Annotated in this window: 15 protein-coding genes; 6 read left to right on the top strand and 9 right to left on the bottom strand. The window is 66.3% G+C overall.

Going from position 1 to position 17204, the window contains the following annotated elements; translation table 11 throughout:
• The first annotated feature begins 334 nt into the window (after window positions 1-334).
• Together G4L39_RS04215 and G4L39_RS04210 are read left to right on the top strand one after the other, a co-directional pair.
• Window positions 335-1723: a PhoPQ-activated protein PqaA family protein gene (locus G4L39_RS04215; protein WP_165106162.1), complete on the top strand. Its 1389-nt coding sequence runs from the start codon at window positions 335-337 to the stop codon at window positions 1721-1723.
• Window positions 1724-2123: 400 nt separating this feature from the next.
• Complete coding sequence (locus G4L39_RS04210; protein WP_165106160.1) at window positions 2124-3650, top strand: PLP-dependent transferase; 1527 nt, start codon at window positions 2124-2126, stop codon at window positions 3648-3650.
• Between the two features lie 36 nt (window positions 3651-3686).
• Here the strand turns inward: G4L39_RS04210 and G4L39_RS04205 are convergent, their stop codons facing one another.
• The 5 genes from G4L39_RS04205 to G4L39_RS04185 form a co-directional block, all read right to left on the bottom strand.
• Window positions 3687-5201, bottom strand: coding sequence for an alpha-amylase family glycosyl hydrolase (locus tag G4L39_RS04205; RefSeq protein WP_165106159.1), 1515 nt, complete (start codon window positions 5199-5201; stop codon window positions 3687-3689).
• A gap of 15 nt (window positions 5202-5216) precedes the next feature.
• The gene (locus G4L39_RS04200) at window positions 5217-5693 is read right to left on the bottom strand and encodes an ACT domain-containing protein (protein WP_343203295.1); all 477 of its coding nucleotides are present in this window, start codon (window positions 5691-5693) and stop codon (window positions 5217-5219) included.
• A 197-nt stretch (window positions 5694-5890) separates the two neighbouring features.
• Window positions 5891-7348, bottom strand: a complete 1458-nt coding sequence (locus G4L39_RS04195) for a hypothetical protein (protein WP_165106157.1) — start codon at window positions 7346-7348, stop codon at window positions 5891-5893.
• A gap of 25 nt (window positions 7349-7373) precedes the next feature.
• Window positions 7374-7709, bottom strand: a complete 336-nt coding sequence (locus G4L39_RS04190; protein WP_165106156.1) for an FmdB family zinc ribbon protein — start codon at window positions 7707-7709, stop codon at window positions 7374-7376.
• 78 nt (window positions 7710-7787) lie between these two features.
• Window positions 7788-8588, bottom strand: coding sequence for a hypothetical protein (locus G4L39_RS04185; RefSeq protein ID WP_165106154.1), 801 nt, complete (start codon window positions 8586-8588; stop codon window positions 7788-7790).
• Window positions 8589-8950: 362 nt separating this feature from the next.
• Between G4L39_RS04185 and G4L39_RS04180 the strand changes: the two genes are divergently transcribed.
• Entirely contained in the window at window positions 8951-9841 is an 891-nt protein-coding gene (locus tag G4L39_RS04180) for a phosphoribosylaminoimidazolesuccinocarboxamide synthase (RefSeq protein WP_165106153.1), read from the top strand.
• Between the two features lie 64 nt (window positions 9842-9905).
• On the opposite strand, the gene G4L39_RS04175 is transcribed toward G4L39_RS04180, so the two are convergent.
• The 4 genes from G4L39_RS04175 to G4L39_RS04160 form a co-directional block, all read right to left on the bottom strand.
• Window positions 9906-10820, bottom strand: coding sequence for a sugar phosphate isomerase/epimerase family protein (locus G4L39_RS04175; protein WP_165106151.1), 915 nt, complete (start codon window positions 10818-10820; stop codon window positions 9906-9908).
• 106 nt (window positions 10821-10926) lie between these two features.
• Window positions 10927-11124 carry a 30S ribosomal protein S21 gene (rpsU, locus tag G4L39_RS04170; RefSeq protein WP_165106150.1) on the bottom strand — a complete coding sequence of 66 codons (198 nt, stop codon included), beginning with the start codon at window positions 11122-11124 and terminating at the stop codon, window positions 10927-10929.
• 482 nt (window positions 11125-11606) lie between these two features.
• On the bottom strand, window positions 11607-12851 hold the full coding sequence (locus tag G4L39_RS04165) for an MFS transporter (protein ID WP_165106148.1): 1245 nt from the start codon (window positions 12849-12851) through the stop codon (window positions 11607-11609).
• Window positions 12852-13024: 173 nt separating this feature from the next.
• Complete coding sequence (locus G4L39_RS04160; RefSeq protein WP_165106147.1) at window positions 13025-14404, bottom strand: response regulator; 1380 nt, start codon at window positions 14402-14404, stop codon at window positions 13025-13027.
• A gap of 144 nt (window positions 14405-14548) precedes the next feature.
• On the opposite strand from G4L39_RS04160, the gene G4L39_RS04155 reads away from it, so the two are divergent.
• The 3 genes from G4L39_RS04155 (at window position 14549) to G4L39_RS04145 (ending at window position 17182) form a co-directional block, all read left to right on the top strand.
• The gene (locus G4L39_RS04155) at window positions 14549-14941 is read left to right on the top strand and encodes a polysaccharide biosynthesis C-terminal domain-containing protein (protein WP_165106145.1); all 393 of its coding nucleotides are present in this window, start codon (window positions 14549-14551) and stop codon (window positions 14939-14941) included.
• Between the two features lie 90 nt (window positions 14942-15031).
• Complete coding sequence (gene dprA, locus G4L39_RS04150) at window positions 15032-16138, top strand: DNA-processing protein DprA (RefSeq protein WP_165106144.1); 1107 nt, start codon at window positions 15032-15034, stop codon at window positions 16136-16138.
• 51 nt (window positions 16139-16189) lie between these two features.
• Window positions 16190-17182 carry an NADPH:quinone reductase gene (locus tag G4L39_RS04145; protein WP_165106143.1) on the top strand — a complete coding sequence of 331 codons (993 nt, stop codon included), beginning with the start codon at window positions 16190-16192 and terminating at the stop codon, window positions 17180-17182.
• Window positions 17183-17204: the final 22 nt, after the last annotated feature.

Raw genomic sequence — 17204 nt, 5'->3', positions numbered from 1 at the left:
GATATTCAACGCCGAACCCAAAAAATCTTCACCCGCCGGTGCAATACCTCAGGCGATGGCTAAGGTTTGGGGCGGGACCCCGCCCTCTGCAAAAACCGGTTGCCCCCTCAACACCCTTCCCTATGCTGGGGCTGTGACCTGGCAATCCTCAACTCATCCCGGACCTCGACAAACCTCCTTTTCATTTCAATCAGCAGGGCTATTTGCTGCGCCCATCGCACAGGAGCCGGCTCCACAACCGGCCGACCTCCTTCACGGGGGGGCGGCAGGTGGAGGGTTCGGTTCCGGCCCCTCCGGCCGAAACCGCTGCGCGCCCTCGCGCGGTGCCCGCCGAGTGGGCTGGGTCGGACTTTTGCTGGCCGGCTGGACGGCGTTGGCCGGGCTGCGGGAGACGCGCCCCGAACAACAGACCGCTCTGGATCGGTACGTGGCCGCCCCGGACGAAAACTATCGGTTTGAAGTGGTGCAGCAGCAGGAGACAACGGCAGGGACGGTCTATTGCCTGAAGCTGACCTCCCAGTCCTGGCGCAGCCCCTCGGAGGTCAATCGAACGATTTGGGAACATTGGCTGCTGGTGGCGGTGCCGCGCGAGGTCCGGCACCAGACAGGCCTGCTGTTCATCGGCGGAGGTCGCAACCAGGCTGAACCGCCCTCGAACATGGACGGGAATCTGGCCCGGTTGGCGGTGGAAACGCGTTCGGTGGTGGCCGAACTCCGCAACGTGCCGAACCAACCGCTGGTCTTCCATGGTGACGGTCAGGAACGGGTGGAGGATGACCTGATTGCATACACCTGGGACCAATTTTTGCGGACCGGCGATGAGCGCTGGCCGGCGCGCCTGCCCATGACCAAGGCAGCCGTGCGCGCCATGGACGCCATCACGGCGTTTTGTGCCGGATCGGCCGGGGGCGGGCACAAGGTGGACCGGTTTGTGGTGGCGGGCGCGTCCAAACGCGGCTGGACCACCTGGACCACGGCGGCGGTGGACGATCGCGTGGTGGCCATTGTGCCGGTCGTGATTGATGTGTTGAACGTGGAAGCCTCGATGCAACACCACTACGCCGCGTACGGCTTTTGGGCCCCGGCCGTGGGCGATTACGTGCGCCACGGCATCATGAACTGGATGGGGTCCCGCGAAATGAGGGCCCTGTTGGCCATTGAAGATCCCTACAGCTACCGCAGCCGGTTGACCATGCCGAAGCTCATCCTCAACGCCACGGGTGACCAGTTCTTCCTGCCGGACTCGTCCCGGTTTTATTTCGACGATTTGCCCGGGGAAAAACTGCTCCGATACGTGCCCAACGCGGATCACTCACTCCGCCGCACCGACGCCTTTGACACCCTGAAGGCGTTCTACGGTTCGATCCTCGAAGACCGGCCGCGCCCGCGGCTCCGGTGGCATTTCGGGTCGGACGGTCTTCTGGAGGTGGTGAGCGAAACCCGCCCCCTGCAGGCTCAGCTCTGGCAGGCGACCAATCCCGAGGCACGGGATTTCCGCCTGGAAACCTTCGGCACCAACTGGTCGGCCCGGCCTTTGACCTCCGAGGACGGGCACTTCTCGGTTCGGATCCCGGAACCGGACCGGGGCTGGACGGCCGCCCTGGTGGAATTGACCTACGCAGGGCCGCTGAACACGCCGTTCAAACTGACCACGCCGGTCTTCGTGCGACCGGATCGAACCTTGCACCGGTTTGTCCCCGACGCCGCGCGCGGGACCCGATAAACCGGTGGCTCTCCCCCGGAGCCGCAGAGGCCCGCAGCCGTGCCCTCCACCGTGGCACCGTACCCTGCGTGCGACCGTAAACAGTTCTGAAAGCCGGTGTCGATTCCCTGAATCATCAACCTTGCCCGCTGCACCCTGCTCCTGCCGCGATCAACCGGAACGGTCCGCCAGGGCTCGGCCCCATGCGAAAGCCCGTTGCGGAGGGAGGGTCGCCTGCCGAATCCGCAAGGCCCGGGCGCACGGCCTGGCATGAGCAGCATACCTCCCCCGGCCCCGGGCCCGTGCGTGGCCCGCGACCCCAAACCGCGGAGAAAGCGGGACCTGAACGACCCACGGCTCCGGCATTGGCGGGAGGAGACGGACCGGCTAAGGTTGGCCGTCACGAACGCTACTTTGGAGGATGAGCGCATACGATTTGTTGCAGCGGCCGTTGTGGCGGCCGGAAGAGCTGGGTCGGCCCATTCCGCCGGACCCGCATGCGGTCTCGGTGGCCCTGCCGCGGTGGGAGGACGTGGTCGGGTACGAGGAAAAACGGCCGGAAGTGATCAACCGGCTCCAGGCGGGTTACCCGCGGTTTGTGATCCCGCAACCGGTGATGGAGCTGGTGCGCAGCCGTGTCGGTTCGCAGCTCCCCGCCCTGCCGTTCCCCTCCCTGGCCGCCGCGGAGGACGCAGCCGCCTACATCCGACGCCAGAGCGGGGCGGCCGCGGAGGTCCGCCTGGTGGATCCGGTGCCCATTGTGGTTACGACCGAAGCCGGCGCGCCTGCGCTGAAGGCTTTCTGGCAACACACAGGTCGGATCGTCTCCACCCGACAGGCTGAAAGCCTGTTGGCGGGACGGCGGGAACCGGCCGAGGCGGCCGAGATTCGTCGTGAGTTGCGCCGCTGCCTGGCCGGGTTTTACGACTGCGAAGAATCGGATGTAATCCTGACGCCAACGGGCATGGCGGCACAGTGGGCGGCGTTGCGGGCCGTGCAAGCCCTCCGGCCGGGGTTGCCCACCGTGCAGATCGGTTTTCCGTACGTGGACACGCTAAAGCTCCAGGAGAAATTCGGCCACGGGGCCACCCTGTTGCATGACCTTCGAACCGCGGCGGAGGATTTGGAACTGCTGCTGCGACGCCGGCACGTGGCCGCTTGTTTTTGTGAAGTACCCGGCAACCCGCTGCTCGGCTCGGCCGATCTTCGGCGCATCAGTCCGTTGCTACGCCAACACGGGGTCCCTCTGGTGGTGGACGACGTGGTGGCCACGCCATGGAACGTGGACCTGGGCGGGTTCGCCGACCTGATCGCAACCAGCCTGACCAAGTTCATCGCCGGCACCGGGAATGTGATGGGTGGCGCGGTGATCTGTTGTCCGCGGTCACCGTGGCGTGCGCAACTGCGGGCTCTGCTGGAGAGGGTCAATCCCGAGCCGCTCCGGGGGGAGGACGCCGCGGTGGTGCTGGAAGGGTGCCGGAGCTTTCCGGACCGGATGGCCCGGCACAATGCGCACGGCCTGTGGATCGCGGAACAACTGCGGCGACACCCGGCGGTGGCGCGGGTCTGGTATCCTCGGTGGGAATGCGCCGAGGCGTACGATTCGGTTCGCCGACCGGGCGGCGGCTGGGGTGCATTGATCACGTTTCTGCCCCACGATGCGGCCCGAACGGCCCCGCTCATCTACGATCGGCTGGAGGTGTGCAAGGGACCGAGCCTGGGCACCGTTTTCACACTGGCCTGTCCGTTCACCCTCCTGGCGCACTACCAGGAGCTCGACTGGGCCGAGAGCTGCGGCGTGCCGCGATATCTGATCCGGCTCTCCGTGGGATTGGAGGACCCGCAAGAGCTCTGGAACCGGCTGCAGCGGGCGCTGGCGGCGGTGGCTCCGGGCCAAACCGGGGTTTCCTGCCCGGATCCCGCCCGCCCTTCCTGTACGACCCACTGACCGGCCGGGCGTGCGCGATCGGCCGGGCCGGTGGCGTCAATCCACCGCGACAAACTCGAGCACCTGAACACCGTGTTCCGGCAGGTCCAGGTAGATCCCCGCGGCGGCCAGTGTGGGGCCGTCGCGCAGGTCGCTCCAGCCGGCGAGATGTTCCCGCACCTGCCAGCGCCGGGCAGCGACCGCCTCCGCGGGCCATGGTGCACGGCATTGGCCCGGGTGCGGCGCATGGTTGATGACCACGAGAGTGAAACGGTCGGGGCGCTCCTGCCACAAGATCAGCACGAAACTCAGTCCGCTGGGGTTGCCGGGCCAGGCGGCGCGCGGGATTAAGAACGCTCCGCGCCCGCGGCCGATCCCGGCCGGCGGAAGGATCCGGAAAATTTCCTCATAAATCCGCACGATCCCGGGATCCGGCGGTTCTGCCGGCCGCCGGCGCAATTGGACGGGCACCCGTGCGCGTGCTCCCTCGCACTGTCCGTCGTGAAGAAATCGCATCCCCGGCAGAGCCATCACGGTCCAGGCGGCGGCCCGGTGACGTTGCACCGGCAGGGTCTGGGCGGCCCGCGGTTCGTCGTGGTTTTCCAGAAAATGAACCCCGGCGGCCAATGCCTCGGGAGCCCGGCTCAGGAGGTGTTGTTGTATGGCGGGGCCGTCGCCCCGGACGAGAAGGTCGTACAGGTCCTTGTCGTACGTGTAATCGAAACCCAACTCGCGCAGCCGGTCTTCCAAACCCCAATACGCCTCAGCCACGAAGAGGAACCCGGGATGTGAGCGTCGGACCGTCTCGATGGCTTCGGCCCAGAACTCGCCCTCGGCCGGATCGGCAGGCATCGGCCAGCCGGACCATGTCCGGTGAAAGACCGATCGCAACACCAGCATGGCCATGTCACATCGAACACCGTCGCAGAGCCCGGCCAGTTCGGCCAGGGTTTGAACCAGCGCACGGCGCGTGGCGCGCGACCGATGATCCAGCTGGGCCGTGTCGGTCCACGGCGGAAAGTACGGATCGCGGCCGTGGGCCAGCCAGCGGGGCGCTGACGTCGAGCCCGATTTTGACTCCGCAGCCGCGGTTCCGGTCGAAGGGGCCTCAAACGTGCCCGGGCGCGGCTCGGCCGCGTTCACAAACCATTCCGGATGTTCGTGCACCCACGCGTGATCCAGTCCCACGTGATTCGGCACAAAATCCAGCAGCAGACCGATGCCTCGCGCGTGGAGGCGATCCCGAAGCCGCTGCAACGCGTCCCGGCCCCCCAGGGTTTCAGGCACCTCGTAGGCGGCGAGGGCATAAGGCGATCCGGCAACATCTTCCGGCCGCCACCCCGGCAGGACGGTGTCGTAGATCAACCGGAGGTCGGGATGTTCCAGCGCGATCCGCCGGGCGCGCGGGCCGGTGGGCCACAAGCCCATGAGCCAGACATGGGTCACGCCGCGGGCCTTCCACAAATCCAACAACCCATCAGGCAGGTCGGACAAACCGGCGGGTCGCCCCAGGGCTGCCTCGCATTCCGCCAAAAGACAGCGAAGGTTCACCTCCCAGAGAATCGGGTGCATGGGACGGAACCTCCCTCAGTTGCCGGCCGGCCGGTGGGCGGGGGTTGTGCGGGTGGTTTGAAGGTTGAGGACCTTGAGTGCTTTGGCCACGTCGCGAACGCGCAGGACCAGCAATCCCTTCTGTTGGCCGGGTGCAGTGGCGCAGTAGGCGTACTCGATGTTCACGCCGGCGTCGCCCAGCGCATGCGCGATGGTGGCCAGACTGCCCGGTTGATTGCGGCCCTCCACCAACAGAACATCATCCTCCACCACCAGGGTGCCGCGCTCCTCAAAAACGTGCAGCGCCTTTCGATAGTCACTGACCACCATCCGGATCACCGTGTGGTCCACCGTGTCGCTGGTGGTCAGGGCGTAGATGTTGATGTTGTGTTCGGCCAGGGCGTCACAAACCCGGGCGAGCATCCCCGGTTTATTTTCGAGAAAGATCGCCAGTTGCTTGGCGATTTGCATGGAGACCACCGAAGGTCCGCGGGTGGGAGTCGTCCTTTTCACGGCAGCATCCTAACAGGGGCTGTTCGTCCTTGCCAGCCCGTGGGGCTGACCCCCGCCGAGGCAAGCGCGTTGCGGGGCCGAGCCCGCCCGCAACCCGATTCAGCCCCGGGATATTGCCGGGCCGCCCTCGTTCCCGAAATGCCGGCCGGTCGCGGCGCAACATCCGTTGCCGGCACGGGCGGTGCGGGCGTGGGCGGTCAGGGCCGCGCAGTCGGGGCGTTGACTGCCGGCACCGGGACGGTGCCGAGGTCGTTGGTGACGATGCCGACCGAACCGGCCCTGCTTTCACCCGGCCCGACCGGGCGGGGCTGGGTCCTGGCAAGGTTGGCCTGCAATTCGGCATCCAGGCGGTCGAGCTGCTCGAGGGTCTCGTAGACCAGCCGCGGCAACGTGGGTCGGAGCAGACCCGCCGCCGGTACGGAGACCTCCGTACGGGGTCGCAGGTCCAAGTAACGGCCCAGGGTTTGCATGTAGGCCCAGGCCATGGTCCGCGCCTCCCAGGGGAGCGTGGGGGACAACGCCTGCAGACGGGCCATACAAGCCTGCAGGGCGGCTTGCTGGCGGGACCAATCCCAATGCCGGATCACCGCCTGCAACGACCAGTTGGTTTGGGCCATGGGCAGCTCGTCCGGTGACGATCGAACCTCCACCGGGACCTTGAGGGCGCCCTGCAGGCTGCGCCAGGCGGACTCGTCAGGGGGTGCGATTGCGGGTGATGAGGGTGCCCGCTGGAAACAAGCCACCTGCACCGCCCACCATTTTTCCACGTCCAGCAACCGCGCGAAGGCATTGCTGTAGGCCGCCAGAAAAGCCGTCTGCCAGTTCAAGTACCGCGACCGACCAGTGATGAACGCGACCATGGCGGCCCGACCGGACGGCAATCGCAGCAGCTCATGAACCAGCAGCTGAGCGCTGGCGCGAAACGACTCGCTCTCGGGCCCGGGACTGTCGGGTCCACCCGGCCAGCAAAGCTGTTGCCAGGTCAACGCACCTTCGCGCTCCAACACGGGACGGACCTCCTGTAAAGGGTCGTACTGGCGACGCTCCACCACGGTGCGCTGAACCGCCACCGGCCCGCCCGCCCGGGGCGGAGCAAACAACAATTCCTCGCCCGCCAACGCCCGCAGCCGCCCCGCCCACCCGGCCACCAGCCATGCGGGCAGGTCGGTGGACATTTCCCCGGCCGACTGGTTGGCAACCTCCAGGAGGATCACCCCCACCAGACCTTCCAACAGGCGCTGGCGCTGCACCACCTCGGGCACGGCCATTCGATAGGTCCAGCCCCCCGGCTGCCGCTCGGCCATGAGCGTCAGTGCATCCGTGGGTGTTTTTGCCGGAATCACCGCAATGAGAATGCGGTCCCGCCCGGGGGGCAGCCCGCCCAGTTCCTGGGTCAGCCGTTGTCGGGTGCGTTCACAGGTCACCACCAGCAGTGCCGGGTCCACACGCAAAAAAGCGGCGTTGGTGGAGACCATCTCCAGGTCAGCCGGCAATCGAGCCGTGAAGGGCCGGCTGACACGGAACTGACCGGACTGGCTGACAAGCACCTGGGGGGTCGGGGCGGCCGCCTGAAGCGCGGTCCAGCCGACCAACCCAATCAGCGTGCCCCATACGAAGGCGCCGGCACGCCGGCCCATGCCGAATCCGCGGGTCATCGACCGGCGCCGGTAGGGGCCGGGCTCAGGAGGAACCGTTGCCCGAGCCGGAGCTGCCGCTTTTGCCCGAGCCGCCCTTGCCGGAGCTGCCTCCATCCTTGCCGTTACCGCCGGAGGCAACCGCGGCTTCGCGTTTGGCTGCCTGCTTGTAACTTTCGCTGCGATAATCGGTGATGTAAAAACCGCTCCCCTTGAAGAGCAAGCCCGCCCCACCGCTGATGGCCCGTTTGACGCGGCCCTTGCCCCAGCGTTTCTGACCGCAAAGCTCCCGGGGACAGACCGTCAGGGGCGGTTCCGTGATGGACTGGAACGTTTCGAACTGATGACCGCACTTTTCGCAAATGTACTCGTACGTCGGCATGGACGAACCTCCTCGCGCGATTTCCCGCCCCGCACGGCGCGGCCGTGCCCGCCACACCAGAGCCGTCAGGCCGGACCGTTAACGCGCCGGTGCATTGGTGGCCGGCGCGTTGGTGAGAGGCGGGATCACCCGCACCGTGCCGTCGGCGCTGACTTCCACGTTCAAATCATAGTTCCCGGCCGGCGGAGAGGCCGGTCGGGCCGGACCGCGCATGAGCAGCGTCGCTCCGCGCACTTCGGTGCCGGAACCCAGCAGGCCACGCCGGATCCACTCCAAGCGGCGGGCCAGGTTGAGTTCTTCTTTCAGCTTGGCCACTTGGGCGCGCAGTGTTTCCAGATCATTGAACTGGCGCTCCAGTTCGGCCTTCTCAGCCAAAAGCCGCTTCAACTCCTGTTCCAGAAACGCCTTGTCCCCTTCGGCCGCCGCCAGCCTGGCCTGGACCTCGGCAATTTGCTGGGTCAGGTTGGTCAACGCCAGCGTCAGCTCGCGGGCCTTCTGATCCAGCTCACCCCGCTGGTTTTCCAGCTCGGTAATCCGTGCCTCCCGCTCCGCCAGGGTCTTCCGCGTGGTCTCCAGCTGGGAACGGGTTTCGGCCAGGGTACCCTCGGTCTGCTGCAACCGCGCGGACAGCTGGCTGAACTCGTTGGTCAACTGGGCCAGTGCCTGCCGTTGCTCGGTCAACTGCCGCTCCAATTCGCCGCTGCGGCGGCGCTCGTTCTCCAGGTTGGTCTCCGCCGTAACCCAGCGGTTGGAATGGAACAAAATCGCTTCCGTGGCCTTTTGTTGCTCTTCTCTGGCCTTCTGCCGCGTCATCCACAGGCTGATCGCCAGTGCCGCAGCCACCAGAGCAAGCACGACCACCACGACCTTGGTTTTCATATGGGCCGACAATGCCGGGTTCCCGTCCATTTGGCAAGTCCCGCAGGGGCGCCCTCCGGCGGCCATGCACCCGGTCCGGGGACGACTTTCGATGCTCTCCTCCCTGGAGAAAACGGGTCCTGCGACGCGCCCCCCTTCATCAATCACCCCACCCGTCCAACGGCGGGCGCGGCTCGACCAGGCCCTTCGTACCAACGAAGCCGCGCCCCGGCGGCCGCATCTCGACCGGTCCGGCAGAAGTCCCCGACCGCTCCCACCAGGGGGCGTAATCCTCTCTGGCCGGGCAAGCCGGCGCCGTGGGGACAGGCCCGGAAACTGTTTTCCTGTTGCCGTGCGGGTCTGCCGGGCCCAGCATCCCCGGCATGGCGACCGAACCTCTGCTGCAAATCCAGTTGCCGGGCATCCCCAAACTGCGCAGCGGCAAAGTCCGGGAGATTTTCGACCTGGGCGATCAGTTGTTAATGGTGGCCACCGACCGCATTTCAGCCTTCGACGTGGTCCTGCCCAATGGCATTCCCCGAAAGGGGGAGGTTCTCACCCGGATCTCCTGTTTCTGGTTTCGGAGGTTTGAGTCATTGGTGCCCAACCATTTGTTGGCCGGACCCGACGATCCCCTGCCCGCCCGGTTGCAACCCTATGGCGAGCTGTTGCGGGGCCGGTCGATGCTCGCGCGCAAGGCACAGCCGCTGCCCATTGAATGCATCGTTCGCGGTTATCTGGCCGGCAGCGCATGGAAGGAATACCGCCAGAGCGGGACGGTCGCCGGGCTGCGCCTGCCGGCGGGCTTGCGCGAGTCGGACGAACTGCCCGAGCCGATCTTCACCCCGTCCACCAAGGCGCAGGAGGGCCATGACCAGAACATCTCGTTTGACGAAGCCTGCCGGATCCTGGGCGAAGGGCTGGCCCGGCAGGTGCGAGACCTGAGCCTGCGCATTTACACCGAGGCCCGCGCCTACGCCCGCCAGCGCGGCATCCTCATCGCCGATACCAAATTCGAGTTCGGCCTGGCCGCAGGGACGTTGATGCTCATTGACGAAGTGCTGACGCCCGATTCGTCCCGGTTCTGGCCCGCCGACCAATACCAGCCCGGTCGGCCCCAGCCCAGCTTCGACAAACAATTCGTGCGCGACTACCTGGAAAGCCTGGACTGGAACAAAACCCCGCCGGGGCCGGTCCTGCCGCCCGAAATCGTCGCCGCCACCGCCGCCAAGTACCGGGAAGCCTACGAACGTTTGACCGGGCAGCCCCTGTGAGCCGGGCCAGCCGCCTCCGGCACCTGTCCGGCCCCGGTCGCAGCCTGCCGCACAGGCCCCACTCCTACTCGTCACCCCACAACTGCCGGATGTATTCCACGCCGGCCCGCACCTCTTCCACGCTCAGGGCCGGACTCAGCTCGAACACTTTCACATGCTCGGGCCGCACCCAGGGGCGCAGGGACGCAAAATCCACCCGACCCGTCCCCGGCGCACAGTGGTCCCGACAGGGCGGCTTCACGTCGTGGATATGGAACCCGGCCAGCCGATCGGCAAACGATTCCAAATGCAACATGTGATGGATCAGGCCCAGATCCTCCTTGATCTGGGCGTGACCCGTGTCGTGCCAGTAGGCCACCGTGGGCCGGGCAAACTCCCGGAAAAAGAACCGCAGATCCGTCTCGAACGGGATCTCCTCGACCGCCTCGCGGTTTTCGATCCCCAACCGCAGCCCCCGCGCCTCCGCCTCCGGAATCAACCGGCGCAGGGTTTCATAGGCCCGCTCCACAAACGGTTCCTTGCGCCGTTCGCGCTGTTCGATCGCCTCGGCCAACAGCGCCTCGTAACGCGGGGTTTCCCGGCGGCCCTCGGCGACCAGTTCTTTCAGTCGGTCGGTGTAATCCTTCATCTCCACGCTGCCCATGTGCAGCACCACCAGGGGCGCACCGACCCGTACCGCAAAATCGAAGGTCTTGAGCGTGCTCTTGATCGCCAGTTCCCGTTCGCGGGTGGACTCGGCTGAAAACTGGAACAGATTCGGGGCCGCGTGCGAGACCCCCATCGGGAGGGGACAGAAATTGTGGAGACTGGAGATCCGGATTTCGCCGGCATCAACCGCCTGCAAGATACCCTCCACCAGGCTCAACCGGATCCCGTGGCTGAGCTCGGCATATTCAAACCCCAGCTCGCGAATCTCGAGCAACATGGCCCGGCCGTCGGTGTGCCGGTGCGAATTCCAGCATGTGGACATCGAGTACATGGTCCCCACCGTTCCGGCCGGGTCGTCTCAGGACCCGACCCTTGGAAAAAAGAAAACCGGCCGGCCCGTTTCCACGGGCTCCAGCCGGCGTTGCGACGACCGTTTCTTACATCTCGGCGTAACGCGCATTGAGCATGGCGGCAAACCGCGCCGCCTTCTCTTTGCGCCGGCGTCGCTCGCTCGGCTTCTCGTAGTGCCGATGATTGCGCACGATGCGCAGGATCCCCTCGCGGTCCAGCTTCTTTTTCAGCCGCCGCAGGGCCTTGTCGATCGGTTCACCCTTTTTCAGTCGGATCTCGCTCAAGGTCAATCACTTCCTTTCTTCCGCCGGTGCCGGCCGTCCCGGCCGCGGCCCCGGCTTCAAGTCCAAGGGCCCCTCACCATAAAAACCACCCCGCCCCCTGTCAACGGCCAAAATACCCTCCAACACCCGCCCTTGGCGCGGACTCCAGCAGGAGAATCACGGCAAAGCTCTCCGCTCGGACGAGATCGGCCCAACGATCCAGGCGTATAAACCCGAAAACGTCCCGCAACCGAGATCGCCAGGTCTGCCGTGTCCCGGCGCGGGACCACTGGCAGCAACCGCCGCCTGCCAGAGCGCGTCCGCTACGGCCCGGCGTTGTTGAACGCCCTGCCGGCAACTGCAGGGAACCTGCGGGCTCGTCCGAACGGCGGGCGACGGAGGGTGAAGGGGGCTGAAGTCCACGTCAGCCGGACGCTGCCTTCCTTCGGCGCATCCGGTCGATGCCCGGCCACCAACCTGAAACGCTGTCTTGAGGCGGGGGATCATTCCGACACTTCCTCCACCAGTGCCTCGGCGCGGCGGCCCCGGCGTCCCTCCGGGATCTCCGGCACCAGCAGCAACGTGCCGGCGAGGATCAGGCCCACACTGATCGCAGCCACCTGACCCACGGTGCAGTGCTCGATCAGAACAAACGCGACCAAGGGCGCCAACAAACCCCGGACGCCCGTAAAAAACGTGTGCACGCTCATGTAATCGGCCACCCGACCGGGCGGGGCAAACTTTGTCACCCACAGGCTCCAGGCCACGTCGCCGCCGGCATTGGAAACGCCGAACAGCACCGCGGCCAGCACCAGGCCGGTCAGGCTGTCGCTGGTGAAAAAGGTGCCAATGCCGAGTGCAAACCCCAGGTTCAACACAATCCGGAGCACAAAGAAGTTGGCCCGGTCGAACAGCCAACCCCAAACCGGGCTCATCACCAGGCGCGCCAGGTTGGGGATCACACCGGTCAAAAATGCCACCCCGGCCACGGTCAAGGGTTCACCTCCCACGGTGACCCCGTGCCGCTCATTGGCAAGGTACTCGACCCGCAGGGGCAGCATCATCAGGTTGCCGAACCCCATCAACATCCACATCACCAGCGTGCGACGAAACAAGGCGTCCTGGCGGACAAACCGCATGGCCTTGAACGGGTGGGTGCCCTCGGTCTGTTCCAGCGGTCGGGAGGGACACCGGTTCATGGCCCAGCCGGCTAGCAGGAAGGCCCCGGCAAACACCACCAGCAGCCAGGGCCACGCCTCGATGCGCCCGGAAAGGGCCCGCCCGGCCAGCTCACTGAACCCCGCCGCAGCGGCAATCCGGATCATTACGGTGCGCGAGAAAAGCCGGCCCCGCTCGTGGTCGGGATAATTGTCCTGGAAGACCTGGGTCATCAGGGGAACCGCCAGCGAAAGACAGGCCACCGCAATGGCCGCACCCGTCACGTACACCGGTAGTGCATGCACCAGGGCCATGACCAACAGAATCCCGGCCCCCGTAAAGGCCAGCGCCGCGGATGCCCGGGTCACCGGCCACCGCGCCCGTTCCACTCGCGACACCAGCCAGGGTGACAGGAGAAATCCCAGGCTTCCGCCCCCTGCGACCATGGCCTTGGCCCACGGCCCGGCTTGGAACCACCGCACGGCGATCAGCAAAAGGAAGGTCGTCCCCGCGGTTTCGAGAATGCCGCTGGCCACCGCGCGCCAGCGTTCGTAGTAGTAGGTGGTCTGGCGCAGCTCCGCAGGGCTCACACCTCACCTCCCCGGATGAACGGCCGCCACCCTCTCACGCAACCGCGCCCCCTGCCCCGATCTCGGACGTGCCGTGCCCCGCCCGGGATCGAACGCGCCCCGGGCCGGCGCAACCCTCCCCGCCTTCCAGGGTCCGCTGATCCCACCGCTGCCATGTCCTCTCCGGCCGGTGCTCAGACACCGCCCGTCCCTCCAGCGGGCAGTCGGACCGCGGGAAAATAGACTGTGAACGTGGTGCCCTGGCCCGGGATCGTCTTCACATGCACTGCGCCCCGGGCCGCCTTCACCAGTCGCTGGACAATGTTCAGTCCCAGCCCGGTCCCCTGTTGACGGTCCTTGGTGGTGAACCACGGATCGAAGATCCGGCTCAGCACCTCCGGTGTCATTCCCGGACCGTTGTCGCTGACCTCCATGGCCAGCAGAGGCAGCGTGTTGTCGAAACCTTCCATGTTGATGAAGCGCGTCTGGGGGCCGTCGCGGAATTGCGACAGTTCCAGTGGCGTTTCCAGCACCCGGCCCCGTACCTCCACACGGTGCGGTTCGGGAGTGCACTGGAACGCGTTGACGATCAGGTTCAACAACACCTGGATGAAATCCGTGCCGTTGGTGCGGACGGCCACCGGTTCGGCCACCGGCTCGAGCACGAACTGATGCCGCTGCGCACTGGGGTGCACCCGTACCAACTGCGCCAGGTCGCCCAGCAGCTGTTCCACCCGGCCGCTTACGGCGTCTTCGCCCCCGCGCTTCAGATAGCTCAGGTACCGGCGCGAGATTTCAATGCAGTTGGTCACCTGCCGGGTGATGACCCGCAATCGATCGCGCAAAAACTCCATGTCCGGCCCCTCCAACCGGTCGGTCTGGCTCAACCGCTGGTTCAGCATCTGGAGGTAACCGGAGATGACCGTCAGCGGGCCGTTGATGTCGTGGATGATGCTGGCGTAAATCTCCCCCCGCGTTTGGGCGATCTGTTCGGAAATCCGCTGGTTCTGCAGCTCGGCACGCAGGGCCTGGACGTGTTCGGCGTTGTTGCGCAGTTCGTAATCCAGGGTGTGCCGTTGGAGGGCCCGTCGCACCGCCGCCCGGATGGTGGCGACATCAAACGGTTTGTTGATGTAATCACACGCCTGCAGCCGCAGCGCCTGACGGATGGTCTCGGTCGTCTCGTACGCGGTGATGACCACCACCTCGATCCCCGGATTGACGTGCTTGAGACGTTCCAACACCTCGATGCCGGACATGCCGGCCATGCGGATGTCCGTGATGGCCACGTCCACGGGATGTTGTTGGGCCAGAGCAATGGCGGTGGGCCCGTCCGGGGCCAGCAGCACCTCGAACTCGTCCTTGAAAATGACGTGCAGCGATTGGCGTGGGCCCTCCTCATCGTCCACGATCAACAGCACCGGTTTGCGGTGCGGCAAAGCATTCACCGGCGCCGTCTTTGCTGCATCCGGTATCAACGTGGTGCTCATGTTGGTTCCCCGCTGATGCGATTCCTGCCGGGGTTGTGCCCCGGCAAACTCGCCCCGCTCGTAAGGGCATCTTACAGGACTCACCCCCCATCTCAAGCCCGCAATCCCGGCGGCCCACAAAGCCGGGTTCGCCGGGTCGGTCCCCCCGCATGAAAAGGGCCGCCGGGGCAAGCGATGCGGTCGGGGTTGGGACTCGCACGCGGCCGCCACGGTGCTACCCTTGCCGTAATGAATCCGGAAGTGACGGTCTCCGAGGTGAGGGTAATCCGCGACGCACGCGGGTGGGTGATCGAGCCGGTGGACGAACAGGATCTGCACGGGATCCGGAACGTTCACGTGGTCTGGACCGAGCCGGGCCATGTCCGCGGGAACCATTACCATCGCGAGACGACGGAGCTGTTGCTGGTGACCGGTCCGGCCCGGGTTTGTTGGGAGGCGGCGGGGCGGCGGCAGGAGGTGGAGGTTCCGGCCGGGGTAGCCCGGCGATTTGTTTTTCCACCGGGCGTGGCTCATGCCATCCAAAACACGGGATCGGAGCCCATCGTGCTCATCGCCTTCACCAACCGGCCGCATGACCCGACCCGCCCGGACACCGTGCGGCAGGTCTTGATTGACGCCTGAGGCCGGGGGCCCGGCCGGGCGGGGCCGGCAAGCCGGGCCGGGCGTGCAGGCTTGCTCCGGCGCCACGGGCGCGGTATGGGGAGCTGCGGCATGGACGAGCGGGAAGCGTTCATTGCTCTAAACATGATTGATCACATCGGGCCGGTCCGGGCCCGGCACCTGCTCAACCATTTCGGTTCCGCCGCAAGGATCCTTCAGGCCAGCCGTGAGGAGCTGCTCCGGGTGGAGGGCATCGGGGAGGAAACTGCCGAGTCCATCGTACGATGGGAAGAACAGGTGGACCTGAGCCGGGAATTGCAGCGGATCCGCGAGTTCGGTTGCCGAGTTTTGATCCCGCAGGATGAGGAGTACCCGGAACTGCTCCGGCAGGTGTACGACCCGCCCCTGGTGCTGTATGTGAAGGGCCGGCTGCTGCCCCGGGACAGGAATGCAGTGGCGATCGTGGGCTCGCGCATGACCACGCATTACGGGCAGGAGGCCGCGCGAAAACTGGCCTACCAGCTGGCCTACGTGGGTGTCACCGTGGTCAGCGGCGGGGCGCGGGGAATCGACACGGCCGCTCATCAGGGGGCCCTCAACGCCAAGGGACGCACCGTGGCGGTGCTGGGTACCGGCATCAACCTGGTCACACCCCCGGAAAACGCCGAACTGTTTGAACGCATCGCCGCCCAGGGCGCGCTCATCACGCAGTTTCCCTTCAACCGGCCGGCCGACCGGCAGAGCTTCCCCATCCGCAACCGGATCGTGGCGGGCATGACCCTGGGCACCGTGGTTGTGGAAGCCGGCCTGCACAGCGGGGCGCTGATCACCGCCAACTTCGCGGTGGATTACGGCCGTCAGGTGTTTGCCGTGCCCGGCCGGATCGACTCCCCCCAGAGCAAGGGCTGCCACGACCTCATCAAAAAAGGCGCCAAACTCTGCGAGAGCGCAGAGGACATCCTCACCGAGTTCGAGTACCTGTTCCCGCCTTCGAATCGTGCCGGGTCGGGCGCCCCACCCGGGCCCGGTCCGGCCCTGGAACTGCCCGAGACGGAGCAGCGCGTTTTGGATGCACTCGGCCCGGAGGAACGGTCCGTGGACGAAATCATCCGTCTCACCGGCCTTCCTGCGGCGACGGTTTCGGTGGCGTTGCTGGCCTTGGAAATGAAGCGTCTGGTCAGGCAGTTGCCGGGCAAGGTGTTTGTCCGCGCGCGATGAAGGGACCGGGGCCTTGACACGGCGGGTTGGCCCGGGCTTGGCTGACCGGGTATGAAAGCAGCCTTCATTCGGCGAACCGGTCCGCCGGAGGTCATCGAGTACGGCGAGCTGCCGGATCCCACACCCGGGCCGCACCAGTGCCTGGTCAGGGTGCGCGCTGTGGACGTCAACCCCATCGACACCTACATCCGCAGCGGGGCGGTCCCGGCCGTGCCGGCCTTTCCCTGGATTCCGGGGCGCGATCTGGCGGGCGACGTGGTGGCGGTGGGCAGCGAGGTGCGACGCTTCAAACCGGGAGACCGCGTATGGGCCACGGGGCAGGGGTTCGGCGGCCGACCCGGCACGTTTGTCGAACTGGCGGCCGTGGACGAGGAATGGCTTCACCCCATCCCGGAGGGCCTCAGTTACGAAACCATCGTGGCATTGTCGCTGGTGGGGGTGACCGCGTACCTGGCGCTGTTCGACCGCGCACGGCTGGCGCCTGGTGAAACGGTGGTGATTTGCGGGGCCGGCGGGGCGGTCGGTTCCCTGGCCGTGCAAATGGCGCGGCTGACCGGGGCGCGCGTGGTTGCACTCGCCGGCAACGCGGCCAAGGTGGCGGCATGTCGCGAACTCGGAGCCGACCTGGCACTGGACTATCACGACCCGAGGGCGGTCGAGGCCATTCGAAAATTTGCGCCGGAGGGTGTGCACGTGTGGGTCGAGACGGGCCGAAACCCGGATTTCGACCGGATGGTGTCGCTGCTCCGGTTGCGCGGGCGGATGGTGGTGTTTGCGGGGCGCGACGCCCGGCCGCCCTTCCCGGTCGGACCATTCTACGTCAAGGACCTCACGTTGTACGGCTTTGCCATGTTCAACTTCTCGGCCATGGAGCTGCGGCCTGCGGCCGAAGCCATCACCAAATGGGCGGCCGAAGGCCGGTTGCAGGTCAGAATCGCGCACGTGTTGCCCCTGGCCGAGGCCGCCCGGGCTCACCGGTTGCAGGAGGAAAGCACGCTGAAAGGTTCAGCCGACTGGTTCGGCAAAATCGTGTTGAAACCGTGAAGCCGACGATCGATGCCCCGAC

The organism is Limisphaera ngatamarikiensis (genome assembly GCF_011044775.1).
GTDB lineage: Bacteria > Verrucomicrobiota > Verrucomicrobiia > Limisphaerales > Limisphaeraceae > Limisphaera > Limisphaera ngatamarikiensis.
This window is presented reverse-complemented; position numbering and strand designations above follow the sequence as displayed.